The sequence below is a fragment of the Chitinophaga ginsengisegetis genome (assembly GCF_900168065.1).
In the GTDB taxonomy this organism is placed as follows: Bacteria; Bacteroidota; Bacteroidia; order Chitinophagales; family Chitinophagaceae; genus Chitinophaga; species Chitinophaga ginsengisegetis.
Window position 1 is genome coordinate 1,167,244 of record NZ_FUZZ01000001.1, and the last position, 15,553, is coordinate 1,182,796.

Annotated in this window: 10 protein-coding genes; 4 read left to right on the plus strand and 6 right to left on the minus strand. The window is 48.6% G+C overall.

From position 1 onward, the window contains the following. Window positions 1-6 precede the first annotated feature (6 nt). Together B5Z18_RS04455 and B5Z18_RS04460 are read left to right on the plus strand one after the other, a co-directional pair. Window positions 7-3,141 carry an efflux RND transporter permease subunit gene (locus B5Z18_RS04455; protein WP_079468183.1) on the plus strand — a complete coding sequence of 1,045 codons (3,135 nt, stop codon included), beginning with the start codon at window positions 7-9 and terminating at the stop codon, window positions 3,139-3,141. Window positions 3,142-3,207: 66 nt separating this feature from the next. Beyond that, the gene (locus tag B5Z18_RS04460) at window positions 3,208-3,723 is read left to right on the plus strand and encodes a hypothetical protein (protein WP_079468184.1); all 516 of its coding nucleotides are present in this window, start codon (window positions 3,208-3,210) and stop codon (window positions 3,721-3,723) included. Between the two features lie 44 nt (window positions 3,724-3,767). Here B5Z18_RS04460 and B5Z18_RS04465 read toward each other — a convergent pair whose 3' ends face one another. Continuing rightward, window positions 3,768-4,637 carry an aldose 1-epimerase family protein gene (locus tag B5Z18_RS04465; protein WP_079468185.1) on the minus strand — a complete coding sequence of 290 codons (870 nt, stop codon included), beginning with the start codon at window positions 4,635-4,637 and terminating at the stop codon, window positions 3,768-3,770. A gap of 103 nt (window positions 4,638-4,740) precedes the next feature. Between B5Z18_RS04465 and B5Z18_RS04470 the strand changes: the two genes are divergently transcribed. After that, window positions 4,741-5,457: a 3-ketoacyl-ACP reductase gene (locus B5Z18_RS04470; RefSeq protein ID WP_079468186.1), complete on the plus strand. Its 717-nt coding sequence runs from the start codon at window positions 4,741-4,743 to the stop codon at window positions 5,455-5,457. A 53-nt stretch (window positions 5,458-5,510) separates the two neighbouring features. On the opposite strand, the gene B5Z18_RS04475 is transcribed toward B5Z18_RS04470, so the two are convergent. Together B5Z18_RS04475 and B5Z18_RS04480 are read right to left on the minus strand one after the other, a co-directional pair. After that, window positions 5,511-6,296, minus strand: coding sequence for a porin family protein (locus B5Z18_RS04475; protein ID WP_079468187.1), 786 nt, complete (start codon window positions 6,294-6,296; stop codon window positions 5,511-5,513). A 29-nt stretch (window positions 6,297-6,325) separates the two neighbouring features. Continuing rightward, complete coding sequence (locus B5Z18_RS04480; RefSeq protein WP_079468188.1) at window positions 6,326-7,144, minus strand: alpha/beta hydrolase; 819 nt, start codon at window positions 7,142-7,144, stop codon at window positions 6,326-6,328. An 84-nt stretch (window positions 7,145-7,228) separates the two neighbouring features. Here B5Z18_RS04480 and B5Z18_RS04485 point away from each other — a divergent pair, with 84 nt between their 5' ends. Next, window positions 7,229-7,645, plus strand: coding sequence for a hypothetical protein (locus B5Z18_RS04485; RefSeq protein ID WP_235015872.1), 417 nt, complete (start codon window positions 7,229-7,231; stop codon window positions 7,643-7,645). Here B5Z18_RS04485 and xrtN read toward each other — a convergent pair. From xrtN to B5Z18_RS04500, 3 genes are all read right to left on the minus strand, one after another. Continuing rightward, on the minus strand, window positions 7,635-8,975 hold the full coding sequence (xrtN, locus tag B5Z18_RS04490; RefSeq protein WP_159454181.1) for an exosortase N: 1,341 nt from the start codon (window positions 8,973-8,975) through the stop codon (window positions 7,635-7,637). The genes B5Z18_RS04485 and xrtN overlap by 11 nt on opposite strands. Beyond that, entirely contained in the window at window positions 8,969-11,485 is a 2,517-nt protein-coding gene (locus B5Z18_RS04495) for an XrtN system VIT domain-containing protein (protein WP_079468190.1), read from the minus strand. Before B5Z18_RS04495 ends, xrtN begins: the two co-directional genes overlap by 7 nt. Window positions 11,486-11,586: 101 nt before the next feature. Then, window positions 11,587-15,543 carry a M61 family metallopeptidase gene (locus B5Z18_RS04500; RefSeq protein ID WP_159454182.1) on the minus strand — a complete coding sequence of 1,319 codons (3,957 nt, stop codon included), beginning with the start codon at window positions 15,541-15,543 and terminating at the stop codon, window positions 11,587-11,589. Window positions 15,544-15,553: the final 10 nt, after the last annotated feature.

A 15,553-nucleotide genomic window follows, 5' to 3' on the forward strand; every position in this document is an offset into this window, starting at 1 on the left:
ACGATCATGAAAATAGCCAGATATGCCGTCAAAAATTACCAGTTCACGCTGGTGATATTCATAATGATCATCGTGCTGGGCATCACCACCATCCTCAATATGCCCCGCTCCGAAGATCCGGAACTGAGATCGCCGCAATTCAATGTCGTTGTAGTGTACCCCGGTACCAGCCCTAAAGACATGGAAGACATGGTGGTAGATCCACTGGAAAAAGAAATCTACGGACTGGACGACATGAAACGTGTTCGTACCTCCATCAGCGATGGTGTGGCCGTTATGCACGTGGAATATAAATACAGCTCCAACGTAGACCAGAAATACCAGGAACTGGTGAGAGAAGTAAACAACAAACGGCAGGAACTGCCGGCAGATATTTACAGCATTGAAGTGCAGAAACAGGAACCCTCTGATGTAAATATCCTGCAGGTAGCACTAATCTCTGAAAACACCTCCCGCGACAAACTCCGCTATTATGCCGATAAATTGCAGGATGAACTGGAGAAAGTGCCATCCCTGAAAAACGTAAAGCTGCATGGCTTGCCGGAACAACAGGTAAGGGTAGAACTGCAATTGGATAAAATGGCGCAGCTCCACCTGCCGGTGAATACCGTGATGACAGCCATGCAAAGTGAAATGGCCAATATACCTGGTGGTAGTATCGATGCGGGTGATAAAAGTTTCAATATCAAAACCAGCGGTAACTATCAGCACATCGATGAAATCAGCAACACGATTGTATCTGCCGGTAACGGGAAAAATATTTTCCTGAAAGATATTGCCCGCGTATATTATGGTTTTGAAGACGAAAAGTATTTTGTACGGCTGAATGGTCACCGGTGTGTGGTAGTATCCGCAGCACAGAAAACCGGTGAAAATATTACCAAAACACAGATCGCCTATAAGCCGGTAATTGAGAAGTTCAAAAAGACGTTGCCCGCCAATATCGACCTGGTGCAGTATTTCGACCAGGCCGACGCCGTAAACGGCCGTTTAAGCGGTTTGGGAAAAGACTTTATCATTGCTATCCTGCTGGTAGCCTTTACCCTGCTCCCATTGGGTCAGCGGCCGGCACTCATTGTGATGATCTCTATCCCCCTGTCGCTGTCTATTGGTATTGTATTGCTGCAGCTATTTGGCTATAGCCTGAATCAACTGAGCATTGTAGGATTGGTAGTAGCATTGGGACTACTGGTAGATGATAGTATTGTGGTAGTAGAGAATATAGAAAGATGGATACTGGAAGGACATAGCCGTATGGAAGCCACGCTGAAGGCCACTTCACAGATAGGGCTGGCGGTAATCGGCTGCACCGCCGCATTGGTCATCTCCTTTATGCCGCTGGTATTTATGCCGGAAGGCAGTGGCGATTTTATCCGTAGTCTCCCGCTGGCAGTGATCTTCAGCGTGCTGGCATCTATGGCCGTGTCGCTGACTATTATCCCGTTCCTTGCCAGCCGTTTGCTGAAGGAGCACACCGGTAATCCGGAAGGCAACCTGTTTATGCGTTTGCTCAAAAGGCTGATCCACGGCAGTTATGCAAAGCTGCTCGACAAAGCATTGCATCGCCCCGTGATCACTATCGCGGTGTCACTGGTAATTTTTGGCGCCTCCGTCGGGTTATTTAAGGTGATTGGTTTCAGCCTGTTTCCTGCATCAGAAAAGCCGCAGTTTCTTATCAATATTTTTGCTCCGCCACAGTCGAACCTGAGCTATACCAACAGTATTGTGCAGCAGATAGAAAAAGAACTGAAGCAGGAAAAGATGGTAAGCTCGTATGCCAGTAATATCGGCAAAGGCAATCCCCGTATCTATTACAACGAAATACAGGAAAATGAAAAAAGTGATTATGCACAGCTCTTTGTGCAGCTGGATCCACATACCAGTCCGGCCGACAAAAACAAACTGATTGAATCGCTCCGTAAAAAATGGACACCTTATCCCGGCGCCAAAGTAGAGGTAAAAAACTTTGAGCAGGGACCGCCGATGGTAGCGCCGGTGGAAGTACGGTTGTTTGGAGATAATCTGGACACCTTACGATATTTAGCCGGCAACGTGGAAAAGATGCTGGAGAAAACCCAGGGCACTATCTATATCAACAACCCGGTAAGTAACCTGAAGTCGGATATCCGCGTGCGGATAGACCGGGAAAAGGCGCAGCAGCTGGGCATCCCCACCGCCAATATCGACAGGGTGGTACGTTTAGCCGTGGCCGGTATAAACCTCGGTCAGTACAACGACCAGAATGATAATGACTACGACATCCTGCTTACCAAGCAGAAAACAGCCAAACCCACGCTGGATGTATTCAGGGATCTGTACGTGAACAACAGCCAGGGAACCGCGATTCCGCTTTCACAGGTGGCACAGCTGCAGCTGGAAACATCTCCCCTGACTATTAAGCACCAGGAGAAAAACCGCGTAGTAGCGGTGAGCGCTTTTATAAAGAAGGGCTTCCTGACCGACCAGGTGATAGAAGATGTAGTAAAACAGATGGATGCCCTGAAACTACCTGCAGGATACACTTACGAGATGGGTGGAGAAGTAGAGAGCCGGAAAAATTCCTTTGGAGGATTTATGAGTGTGATCATTGTCACCATCTTCCTTTTTGTGGCCGTGTTGATCCTTCAGTTCAAAACGTTTAAGAGTATGCTCATTGTTTTATCGGTGATACCTTTGGGTATTGTTGGCGCCGCCATTGCGTTGTGGCTCACCGGCAATTCGCTGTCGTTTGTTGCGATCATCGGACTGATAGCGCTGGCAGGTATTGAGGTGAAGAACACGATTTTGCTGGTAGACTTTACCAACCAGTTGCGGATGCAGGGCAAGCCTTTGGAAGCCGCCATCCGTGAGGCCGGCGAGGTACGGTTCCTGCCTATTGTGCTCACATCCCTCACGGCTATCGGCGGGTTAATTCCTGTGGCGATATCCACTAATCCACTGATTGCGCCGCTGGCCATTGTGCTGATAGGTGGTTTGATCAGCTCTACTTTGTTGTCGCGTATTGTTACACCGGTGGTGTATAAACTCATTCCGCCGAGGATTGAAGCGATTAACAACAACGGGCATAGTTCGCATAAACGGAAGGACCGGGAAGAGGATGAATCTGTATTATCGCCTCATGCGATAATTCACAATTCGTAATTAGCAATTAGTTCCTTACTTTTATGGCTAATTTGCTAGTCACCAATCCTCTGAAAATTAGTTCTTATGAAAAAAATCTTCCTGGCATTTGCAACCATGCTCCTGATGATCTGTATCAGTTCACAGTCGTCACAGGCACAATTGAAACGATTCAGTATCGGACCTTTTGTTGAAGCAGGCTTCCCGGTAGGCGACTTCGGTGATACCCACAATACCGGTTATGGTATTGGTTTGGGCGCTGATGTAAAGCTGATAGCAGGTTTAACTGCTGTGGGTTCCGTGAGCTACTTTCATTTTGGCGGTAAAAGCTTTAACACAGGCGGTGTAACCGGTAACTATTCGGATTACAATGTAGTACCTATCCGTTTGGGATTGCGGTACAACCTGATCTCTATTCTTTATGTGAAGGTAGAAGGTGGTACTGTTCAATATACCGGTAAAAACTACAGCGGTGTAGGCGGACTGGTAGCTCCGGGTGTTGGTATCCGTATACTGGGTCTTGATGTAGAAGCCAAGTATGAGGCGTGGTTTAAAGATGGCACCAGAAGTTTCTTTGGCCTGAAAGCCGGATATAATTTTTAAAAAGATGAAAAGCTGGTAGTTGTTACTACCAGCTTTTCATCTTTTTAAAATATCGTTGCTGTCCATGTTCTTTCAAACAATCCATCCGGCGCCAGCCGGTTAATCCCCTCTTTCCCTTCCAACTCCCCGGTAGCATCTACACTATCAGCAATTCCACACCAGGGTTCAATACAAACAAAGTCGGCATCTTTAGCCGCCCAGATGCCCATATACGGGAAGCCTTCAAAGGCCAGCGTTAAGCCATGCGGGGTACGGTTGCTTTTGATGCTGATGGCCGTAGACGCCAGGTTTTTGAATACCAGGGCATCATTGTAAAACAGGGATTTCTTCAGCGGCAGTTCGTGCGTATGCTGAAGATATGGAACGGGAGTGGTTTCTACCTGTCCGCCTGCGGATAGTGGCCAGATCCCTGCCTCTTCTTCTTTATTAAAATACAGGTAATAATCTTCATACGTTGTATCCGGTACCAGCGGCAATTTAAAGGCCGGATGGGCGCCTACAGAGAAGAGCAGGGTTTTATCATCCCGGTTGAGCACCTGGTAGGTAACCTGTAACTGATCGTCCTGCAGGAGGTACTGGATGGTAAAGTCGAACCGGAAGGGATATACTTTACGGGTAGTTTCGCTATCCGAGAGACGGAGACTTACATATTCCGCTCCCTGTTCCGTTACCGTAAACAGTTGCTCCCTGGCAAAGCCGTGACGGCCAAGCGTGTAGAGTTCCCCGCGGTATTGATAGGTATTTTCTTTCAGGCCCCCTACTACGGGGAATAATACGGGGCTTTTCTTGCCCCAGAAGGCGGGGTCGCCACTCCATAAATATTCGAGGCCGGTATCTTTCCTCACAATGCTCTGCAGTTCTGCTCCCTGGGGGTTCACCAGTACGGTGAGTTTTTCGTTGGATATCTGTATCATAATCTGAAGCTGTTATAATGGAACAATGCGAAGATAGGCTGTAAATGGAACAAAGCTTTGTACCTTTGCCAGGTATTTTTAAACCTTACAAAGCGAAGGCATTATGGAATCATTAAAAGGAAAAAAGGCCCTGATCACCGGTGGTGGCAAAGGCATAGGCCGTGCGCTGGCAGTAGCGCTGGCACAGGAAGGCGTAGATATAGCCCTGTTGGGACGTAGTGCCGGACCGCTGGAAGCAGTGGCAAAGGAAATCAGTGGTATGGGCGTAAAAGTTGCTTATGCAACTGCAGATGTGAGTGATCTTCCCGCGGTGAATGAGGCGGTGGCCCAGCTGACAAAAGAATTGGGGGAACCCGATATCCTGATCAACAATGCCGGCATTGCTGCTTTTGGCAATTTTATGGACCTGGACCCCGTTCAATGGGAGCAGATTATCCGGGTAAACCTGCTGGGCGTGTATTATGTAACCCGTGCCGTATTACCGGGTATGATAGCAAGAAAAACCGGTGACATCATCAATATATCTTCCACAGCAGGACAACGGGGCGCACCGCTTACCAGCGCTTACAGCGCTTCCAAGTTCGGGCTGCTGGGCTTAACAGAGTCGCTGATGCTGGAAGTAAGGAAACACAATATCCGGGTGAGCGCCTTAACGCCGAGCACCATTGCAACGGATATGGCAAAAGACCTGAATTTAACGGATGGTAACCCGGACAAAGTATTACAGCCGGAAGACCTGGCGGAGTTTGTAGTGGCGCAGCTGAAGCTGAACAGAAGAGTGCTGGTGAAATCAGCCGGGTTATGGTCTACCAATCCATAACGACAGGCCCCTTGTTTCAGCAGGCGCCTTCCTGCTGAAACAAGGGTATCCTTTTATTTTTTATTACAAATGCGATAGGCATACCCGATAGAGGCCGTAGCGGCGCCGGTATTATTTTTACCATTGGCACTGCCTTCCTGGATATTGAGGAAACCATAGTTCCCACCCCCTTCCACAAATACCTGGTGACGGCCGAAGATATAGGCCAGTCCTAAGTTCCCGCTTACTCCCACATTAAAAGTATGCAACTGGTCTTTGATGTCTGTTGTTTTGTCGAAAGACTGGGGTTGCTGCGTAATAGGCTGTTTACCTTCCTCATCGAGGTAAAGGATGCTGCTGCCGCTGGTGACCTGTTTGGCACTCAGGAGGAAGCCGAAGAACGGGCCTGCGTCCACGTAGAGGCGTAAGGGTGAGGTGTGTCCCAGGTTCCAGCCAAATTTAGCCAGGATGGGCACCATCAGGTAGTTCAGTTTTGCCTGGCTCTTGAAATCTGCATACAGATAGGTTGGCGGCGGCACGCTGGGAGGCAATGCACCGGCCATTTCACGGGGGAACGGGAATGCCTGTATCCCTTCCTTTTTACCACCCTGTGATGAGTAGGAGATCATGGCTTCAATAGAAAAGAGTTTGCTGATGTGATATTCACCCAGGATACCAAAATCCGGTCCCTGGCGGGAGCTGTAGCCCGTATTGAGGGGATTGCTCTCACTACCGCCGGCAGTAAGATTCGGGATACTGATGCCTCCGCGGACACCAAGATCGACCTGTGCATTTGCCTGTATACAGCAGCATAGCAGGAGAACAGGCAGGAGCCATTTGTAAGAGCGATAGAATTTCATAGTTAATAAATTGTAACCGAATTTACTACTTATCTCACATTACTTAGCCAGCCCGCTATAAACAATAATACTTCCCGGCTGGCGGGTTCGTTATGCATTTCGTGGTACATGCCCTCCCACTCACGGTAAGTAAGCAAGGCGGAGGGCGCCCTTTCAGCAAATAAGCGGGAGCCTTCCACGGCGGTAAATTCATCGGCATTGCCGTGGATAAGCAGCGATGGTACACATAGGTCAGCCGCGTGTAACAGGCACCAGGCGCCGTTTTGGATCATATCGTTAGCCAGTCGCAGGCTCAGTTTATCATGCCGCAGGGGATCAGCCCTGAATTTCTCTACTTCTGTCTTATCATGTGAAATTTTATTGATGTCCAGTCCCTGTTTGATCCGGATATTGGGGGCGATGGCGCTGGCCACTTTCAGCACGCCTTTCAGGAACCCGCCGGGGCGCATACCAATGATCAAAGCCGGCGCGGAGATAACCGCCGCCATGATTTCCGGCTGCCGCCGGAGTAGGAAGCCGGTGAGCACGCCGCCGCCCATACTATGACCATACATTACCACCGGTTTGTGATAGATATCTTCCACATGCCGCACAAAGCTTTGTAAATAATCAAACATAAATTCAAAGCCTTTGGTCGCGCCTTTTGTTCCATCGCTTTTACCGTGGCCATAATGATCGATGCCAATCACCAGGTATCCTTCCTTCATGAAAAAAGCGGCCACATGATCGTAGCGGCCAATATGCTCGCCAATGCCATGTACAATGATCATGACCCGTCCGAAGTTTTCAGGGATCCAGTTGATACCATGAAACCTGGTACGCTGATAAAACCAGTAAAATTCATTCATAGCCGGAGGTGCTGGTGCAGAAACGAAGATAAAGAATATCTTTACGCCCTATTTCAACCAGATAAAATTAACTGAATAACACAAATGAGCAAACAAGCCACCACTTCGCCGGTATACAGCATTCCTTTAAGTTACCGTAAGATGGAAAACCTTCATATTGTTTTCTGGCTGTTGAAAGATATCAGCTGGTGCATGATATGGAAGCCCCTGGGCGTAGCGATGATCTTCCCCACCCTGATCATTTCCATCGTGATCGCGTGGCGTACCCGCCAGTTTATGTCGGAGCTGTGCCACAATGTGGCGATTTCTGTATGGATTGCGGCCAACTCCTACTGGATGATCAGTGAGTTTTTCCATTTTGACACACAGGTAATAACAGGTGATATCACCTTTAAACACCTGGCGCTGATTCCTTTTGTAACCGGGATATTAATACTGGCTTATTTCTACCTGTATTATCAACCCAGGCATAAAGAAGAAACAGAAGTGATCACTGAATAAGATGCGTGTGCAGCAATGCCCGTATTTCCGGTCCCAGTAAGGATTTATCTTCTACCGTAATATTTACCAGGTAATAATTATTCCCGCTGCAGAGCGCATCCCATCTCCATTCGAGTTGACTGCTGCTGCGGCGGGTACGGCTTTCATACCACCAGGCAGTGTACAACGTACTGTTTTCTTTTTTCAATTCAGCAGTATACACTTTCGCACCCTGTATAGTTGCTTCCTGTATCTTATAAAACCCAAAGCCACTTCCTTTCCAGCAGATCATGGGCTGATGATCCGTAAAATAAAATCCCGGGATTCCTTTTACATACAATAAGGCATTATCCTTTGTTTGTTTGATGATATGATCGTCCAATACGGCATAGCTATAGCCCGACAGGCGCTTTACCTGCTGATCCATTTCACCGGAAGCGGTGCTTTTTGGGGTCATAAAAAAGTGTCCGCCAATAATACCGGCAGCCAGCACCACGTGCAACAGCCAGCCATATAACGGTATCGGCTGAACGCCATTGTACGCGGGCTTTACTTTTCCGTAACGTTGCAGTATCCATTTGATGCCGGGGAGCAGCGGCAGGATTACATAAATCAGCAGCGTGGCGATCCCCATCGCATCATGCGCCATTGTTTCCGGAGGTAAAGCAAACTGCACCAGCAATATAATCCGGAACAGGTTAGCGATTATGTTTAACCCCGCAATAACCACTAATACCACCACTATACCGGTTAACGGCAGTACTTTCTGATAACGGCGCTGGTAAAGGGCTATCAGCATCACACCACATAGTAGTGAAGTAAGCATCATCTGTAAACCCATACAGGCAGGGTCTACACTGAACTCATTATTTCCCAGCAGGATCATATTGCCGGTAGTGGTAACCTGCGGATTGATGCCTGCCAGTATGTTACCAGCCACACCGGTGAGCCATAACCTGATCGGGAAACTGAATACGTTTACCACAAAATCAATTGCGGGTGCAATGAGCGCAGCAGTGATGAAAGTGAGCGTTTGTAATCTCCCGAAAAAAAATTCTGTTACAAAAAACAAGGCGGTAATAAGCGTGGCATACCGGAAAGTTAATACAGGGATTTGCCACGACAGTAACAAAAAGAACAGGGCTATCCAGCCGCAACGCATACTGCAGGGGCGTGACCGGTCCACCTTCAACACCACTCCCATCGCTATTATGCATAGTATAAAGAAAGTACTCTTCCAGGAGAAATAATGTTGCAGTTGTAAAATGCCCAGTACGGTATAAACTGCCAGCAATAATGCCGGCAGTTTTGTTCCTTTATTCAATATACGTGTATGCGGTAACGTTAGCATACGCTTCTTTTTCGTTTGAATAATTTTTCGAACCGCACATAAGCAAGTATGGCTACTGCTATGATGAAAAGCGCCCATTCGTGCGGTTCGGGTACGGCGCCATGACCTTTCAGAGAAGCATTTTTCAGGCTGTTTACATCATCGCTGATCTTGAATTTATCGTAGTCGGCCTGTGTTTCAAGCACAATTAAACTGGACAACGGCGTGACCACGTAAGCGGCTTTGGCGGCATTGATCAACGCTGTATCGGAGGACAAATCTTCTCCTGTAACTTTTGGCCCCAGTTCTTTCAGGATGGAATTGTAAGCGAACAGGCGCGCCAGGTGATCCGGCCCCTCTGTTTGAGTGTTATCCATGCTGCGGGCAATGCGGATTTGCGCATCTTCCATAATCAGCTGGTTACTGTCTTCCTCCTGGCGCAGGAAGCTATTGTTACGTAACTGCGCCAGCAACTGATCCTTTGTTCCGTTTTCGTATACCAGTGACCGTGACTCCTTCAGCGTAGCCAGGTAAGGGCTTAGGGTATTACTTATATTGTATAATCTTATTTTTTCGTGAGATAGAAAACGGCGCAGGTTATTCCTGAAAGCGGAAGTATCCAGGTCGCTGAGTTGAGGCGAAATATTGTCTGAAGCGCTGATCACCAGTGCTGTTGCAGGGTTTGTTATTTTATAAAATGGGAACAGGGAAAAGCGTTGATCGTGCAATTCGTTGAAGAGTGATTGCTTGTTATCTTCCTTCACTGCCATCATCCCTTTGCGGGGATGAAATATCCATACCTTTTTATTGTTGAGTTGAGAGATGATCTCCCGGTAATCATCATAGCTCCAGCTATTATTTACATCCAGGTAGTAGTTTTCCGGTACAAATAATTCATAGGAAGGTTGGTAGGGCAACAACGTATATCGTTGACCGTTAAAGCTGAAAGCCGCATTGTCTGTTGCTTCATTGCGCATTGTCAACTCCCAGTCCGCATCATACTTCCCGGTTTTTCCGACCGTCTTCCCCTTGTCTGAATAGAACCCACCGGGATAGCTCAGTTCTCCGGGCCATTTATCCATATTGAGTTTTACTTCGTAATGCGCATCCTCATGTGCCGGGCCTTCAAACCATACCGGTTGATACACCAGTTTACCGTGTTGCACTTTCAATGGCGAAGTGATCCCGATCTTAAATTTCCGTTCTTCATTCTGTAGTACGGGGAATACACGTACTACTACGCGGTTGCCTTCCTGCCAGTGTACCACCGACGGATCGCGTTGTTGCCGGCCTACAATTTCCGAATAGGCTTCCGTGGCTTTCGCCTGGGTGGTGAGGATGGCTTTTTCTTCATGGTTATTGATCCACAACGAGAGAGAAGTAACTACTGCGCCCTCCGGGAGATGAAATGTGTAAATGGCTTCTTCGCTGCTGCTCCATCTGCGTTTGGGAATATTTTTAACCGTGTAAATATTTTCCGTGTAGGCCAAGTGATACTGTGGCCAGATGTTGGCGGTTGTACTTACGCCGGTAGTTACCAGGTCTTTTCCGGTCCAGTAGCGGTCTACCGTATAATGTCTTTTATCAAACATTACGTTCAGCATCTTCAGGCGGTCTTCCTCCGGGATAGTTATAGTACCCAAAAATGCGCCGGCGGTCATAAACAGCGGATCATGTGTTCGTCTTTCTCCAAACTCCCTGTCGGGCATATCCCAAAGATTGAAACCCGACTGCACACCCGGGCTGGTATAAACGATATCCGTTTTCAGCAGCTGCGCTGTTATGAACCCGGTCCCGGCCTCCTGCGCGGCACTGATCCAGGGTGGCAACTCCTCTGTTACTGCAATATTACTTTTCGTATAGGCGTGCTCCATTTTGCTTTTGTCGTTCGCATACGCCGCCATGTATAGCACTACTGCCAGTGCTGCCACTGCGCCCGACCACAAATAGGTGAGCCGGTAGCTGCGCACCGGCCATACCAGTTTTCTTACCATCCGGAAGTTAAACCAGAGCAGGAAAATGGGTGAAAATGTAACGATGGAAAGTCCGATGGCCAACAGGCCGATCAGGCTTACCAGGTACACCGGCAACAGGTAAAAAGCCAGGTAAAAGGGCAGCAGCAATGTAAAGCCCAGTACCGCGCATTGCAGGTATTTTACCCATTCCGGCCATCTTTCAAAAAATCCAAATGCCAGTATATTGGCGCAGATAAAAATCAGCATAACCGCCGACCAGGTAGAAGATGATTCAAATACACGAATGGACTCATTCACCGTATAGGCATCTGTGAGCAGCAGCACTACGAATACAGACATTACTTTTCTTCTTCCCTCCCAGGGTTTAAGAAAGCCGCCGATCCAGCAACTGAAAAAATAAAGTAAAGTAATCAGGTGTGTAATGATGAATACGCCGTCGGAATTTGTACCTGCCGGTGGAAAGGCGGAATAGCACCTGGCGATAAGGGCGAAACATAGCAATGTAAGGCCGAACACATAGGGTGCCGGCAGGGTTCTGGAGGTATTGACTTCCATTATAGATGATTTGAATACGCCCCAAATATATAAAATAAAAAGTACTTTGCATTACAAAGTATAAATAAAAATCAGCTTGATTAGAAAATCATCGCCAGGAACTAATCAGTTATACCGTATGCCTTACGGATATCCTGTTGCAATATGTTGGGAGCAGGAAGTGTATGTATACCCGTCCTATTTATCGTTAAACCGGCATAAGCCAGGTATTGCTGATAGTTAACAGGATCGGGCGTTTCCACATATACAAAGAAGTCGGCCAGGGATTGTCCGGCAATGGTTTCACATGTTTCCCGGAACTCGGCTGGTGTAAATCCGCGTTGGAGTTGCAGGTAATACTGCCGGTATAAAGCCCGCATCACATCATCGAGCGATTGCTTATTATGTGTAGCATAACGGATCCGCAGATCCAGCAGAAAGGCAAGCACCGGCCCTTTTTCATAACAGGAAATGGTTTTGGCCGGATCACCGCCAAAGGGTCCATCATCCCAGGTTTCATAGCTGGCAGCGGTAACAGATTGTACCTTGTTGCCCGGCCGTTGTTCACATGACTGTATATGCCGGTTCAATGCCTGCAATAAGTCGGCACCAGACATCAGCCCCGCCCTTTGCAGCACCAGGTACTCATAGTATACCGTGAATCCTTCCGATACCCACAGCAGCTTTGTACGATTAGCAGCATCATAATTAAAAGGTCCCAGTTCCACAGGGCGGATCCGCTTTACATTATAATGATGGAAATATTCATGTGCCAGGAAACTATAGGTTCTCTGACGTGCTGCTTTATCATTTAATTCTTCCCCGGTAAAAGATACGGCCGTTGAATTCAAATGCTCTATACCTCCCTGCCCTGGCCCGATTCCCAGAAAGGTATAGTGATCATAGGGAATATCCCCGATGATCCCGGCTGCTGTGCCGACTATCTTTTCCAGGTCGCTCATAAACTGACCGCGGTTAAAATTACCCGGCTGAAAAGCGGTGAAATAATGAGGGATCCCTTTTACTTTAAACGCGGGAAACGATTCCAGGTCGCCCATCAGTAAGGGGCTGTCGTATAGCACATCAAAGCTCGCGGCGGTGTAAGTATGCTTACTCAGTGTATCCATTCCCGTAGCCACCTGCCAGTTGCCATATGGCTGTACGGTGAGCAGAACGGGCCAATCCGTTTTCCCCTCCGGATGCATAAAAACGCCGGCGGGTGTAATATAGCCGTGGTCCTTATCCAGGTAGCTCGTGGCTACAAAATTACGGCGGGCAGTTACTTTGTAAGTAACCTTTACTTCAGCGCCGGGAGCATGGGTGATCTCCCAGCTGTTGGCATTTGTTTTATGCCACGGTAATGTATCATTGGTGGCGCTATATACATGAAAATCTTTCACCTGGCCGGCATAGTCCATCAGTTGATAATAACCGGGCGTCCACACCGGGAGCTTCAGCGTGGTGTGGGTGGCGCTGTCCGCCTTGTAATTCATTTCCACTTCATATACGCCCGCAGCTGGTTCGGGCATGCGCACGTTAAATGCTATACGCAGTGATTTCAGGCGGATAATGTTTACCGACAACGCAGGTACTTTCCAGCTGAACTGCGCCGCTGCATTTTGAATCGTGGAAGTATGCGGTGTGTAAGCTTCGGGGGATGCAAATGAATTCTCCGCGTCCGGCTTGCCGGCCGTTAGCGTGATCACCTGCGCAACAGGATTCACCGTAGCTCCGTTCAGGCGGATATCCGCATCTACAGCGCTTTCGCCGGCATTCACGATTTTGAGGATAATGTCGCCGTTCTTTTCATCTTTGCCTGCAATAGAAAATAACTTTTGTGGTTCGCGGTAAGTCATGAGCAGTGAATTGTCTACGAAACACTTCACTTCATCATTGTTTACTTCGAGGCGGATATCATACCAGCGGCCGGATTCCAGCGGGGCTTTCAACCGCACCGGGTTGCTGATACCAGCCACATCGTATCCGTTGGTAAGACTTTCAAACATGGCATTGGAATTCAGCCAGGAGCCAATATGTGCACGTAAGCAGGTATTGGTATCTTTTACAGCAAAAGGAATAATAAAAGCATTTACCCCACCGGTTTTACGGGCTTTAAGCGACAGCGTATAGGCATTAAAGTGATGACCTTTCAGGATAGCCAGTTGCTGCGCACCGGCAGCTGTTTGCGCCAGTACACCGGTTTGTCTCTTCCAGCTGCCTCTTACCGGGAGCCAGTCTGTCAGCTGCGGATCAAGGCGGCTGTTGTAAACAGTATCGCCCTGTTGCACGACGGTAATATCTTTATACTCCGCTTCCGTATCCCAGGTAGCGAGGCCAATACCTCCCGAAAATTTTGGCGTTACCTTCTTTTCCGGCAACAGCGTGGTTGTTACCGGATAGTTGAAAGTGGCTTTATGATCATTCAGCATATTCAGCGCGTAATAGGAGATCCTTCCAAAGCTGGCGCCTGCGTTGAAGTGAATTAGGTTCACGGGCCAGTCTACATCATGCTCATTCACCAGTAAAGGCGCATAGCTGCTCATCTTCACCAGGTCGGCATTCTTCTCCATACTCATTACATACACTGCATCGCTGAGGGCGGCCTGCATGTTACCGTTTCCAACGCCTGCATTGGTAGCATATTCCCCTACGTACATCTGCCAGTTGCCCCGTTTGTATTTATCGAAATGATCAAAGTTGCGCAGGCTCCAGCCGGCATCTTTATAGGCATGTTCATCCACGATATCTGTATGCTGCATACTATCGAGGGTATGCCGGTTTACGTCGCCGATGCCCATACTGGCAATGATTTCTATCTGCGGATATTTTTTGTGGATGGCGTTATAAAAAACATTGTACCGTTTTGCATAATCCGGACCATGCTGTTCGTTGCCTACTTCTACGTACCTGAGCGGGAACGGCGCCGGGTGGCCATTGGCAGCGCGTTGTTTTCCCCAGCGGGAAGTAACCGGACCAATCGCGTATTCGATGGCGTCCAGGGCGCTTTGGATATACGGCGCCACACTATCGTCCGGCACAAAGGTGCCGCTGCGGTATTCACAGGAAATGCCCACATTAAAAACATACAGTGCCGCGGCGTTGATATCTTCGCAAAACTGCAGGTATTCATGATATCCGAAGCCATTGCTGCTCCAGTAACCCCATGGGCTATACGAAGCTGTACGCTGTTCCACCGGGCCGAGCGTGGTTTTCCAGTCGGGCGCACTTTCCACGGTAATCCCTTCCACATAGCAGCCGCCGGGCCAGCGTACAAAGGCCGGTTTCATTCGTTGGATGAGGGTGGCAATATCCGCACGCATACCATTGGGGCGATCCCGGAAGGTATGCACCGGGAACAGCGATACCATGTCCAGCAGCAGGGTGCCGCTTTGGTGAAAGGTAAGTACCAGCCGTCCGGCAGGGTCGCTTCCTTTCGCTGTAAGAGTGGCATTATATTTTTTCCAGGAAGCGGGGCCGCCCATCTGCAACACCGTGTCTGCCAGGATTTGTCCTGATGCCGTTTGCAGGGAAGCGGTTACTTTTCCCGTGTATCCTTTAACGTTATTTGCAAAGAAGGACAACCGGTAAGCGGCTCCCTTCTCCACGTTCATACCCCAGAAGCCTTCATTAACAAGAGCTGCGTCTTTACCGGTTACTTTCACCTGCATCGCGTGCGGCGTGGCGGCATTCAACGGATGATCCGTTACCAGCGAAAGTTGCGCATTGTTTTCCGCATGCCACGCCGGCCACCGGCTTTGCAGCGGCCATTCCATTTTCCAGTCGGATACCTGTCCCTGCAGCATGAAATGCGGCTTTTGCGGGAAAGGCACCAGCCAGCCGTTTTCAAGCTTGGTACCAGCCGGAATGCGGTGATCTTCAAAGCCGCGGTTTTGCACCATTTCAGCGTATAGTCCTCCTTCACCGGCGTGACTGATTTCTTCAAAGAAAATACCGTGCAGGGTAGCCGGGATAGCAGCCCCCTTCTCGGTGGTATTTACGGTGATTTCAGCCCTTTTCTGGGCAATGGCGGAGCTATTCCCTGCAAGCAGGCAGATAACGGCCAGAAAGCCTTGTTTCATGCGGTTCATA

Bases quoted from the DNA above. Each gene is read 5' to 3' on its own strand.
- B5Z18_RS04495 (WP_079468190.1), bottom strand. From the start codon at position 11,485: ATGGAAGTCAATACCTCCAGAACCCTGCCGGCACCCTATGTGTTCGGC.
- xrtN (WP_159454181.1), bottom strand. From the start codon at position 8,975: ATGCTAACGTTACCGCATACACGTATATTGAATAAAGGAACAAAACTG.
- B5Z18_RS04475 (WP_079468187.1), bottom strand. From the start codon at position 6,296: ATGAAATTCTATCGCTCTTACAAATGGCTCCTGCCTGTTCTCCTGCTA.
- B5Z18_RS04500 (WP_159454182.1), bottom strand. From the start codon at position 15,543: ATGAAACAAGGCTTTCTGGCCGTTATCTGCCTGCTTGCAGGGAATAGC.
- B5Z18_RS04465 (WP_079468185.1), bottom strand. From the start codon at position 4,637: ATGATACAGATATCCAACGAAAAACTCACCGTACTGGTGAACCCCCAG.
- B5Z18_RS04470 (WP_079468186.1), top strand. From the start codon at position 4,741: ATGGAATCATTAAAAGGAAAAAAGGCCCTGATCACCGGTGGTGGCAAA.
- B5Z18_RS04455 (WP_079468183.1), top strand. From the start codon at position 7: ATGAAAATAGCCAGATATGCCGTCAAAAATTACCAGTTCACGCTGGTG.
- B5Z18_RS04460 (WP_079468184.1), top strand. From the start codon at position 3,208: ATGAAAAAAATCTTCCTGGCATTTGCAACCATGCTCCTGATGATCTGT.
- B5Z18_RS04480 (WP_079468188.1), bottom strand. From the start codon at position 7,144: ATGAATGAATTTTACTGGTTTTATCAGCGTACCAGGTTTCATGGTATC.
- B5Z18_RS04485 (WP_235015872.1), top strand. From the start codon at position 7,229: ATGAGCAAACAAGCCACCACTTCGCCGGTATACAGCATTCCTTTAAGT.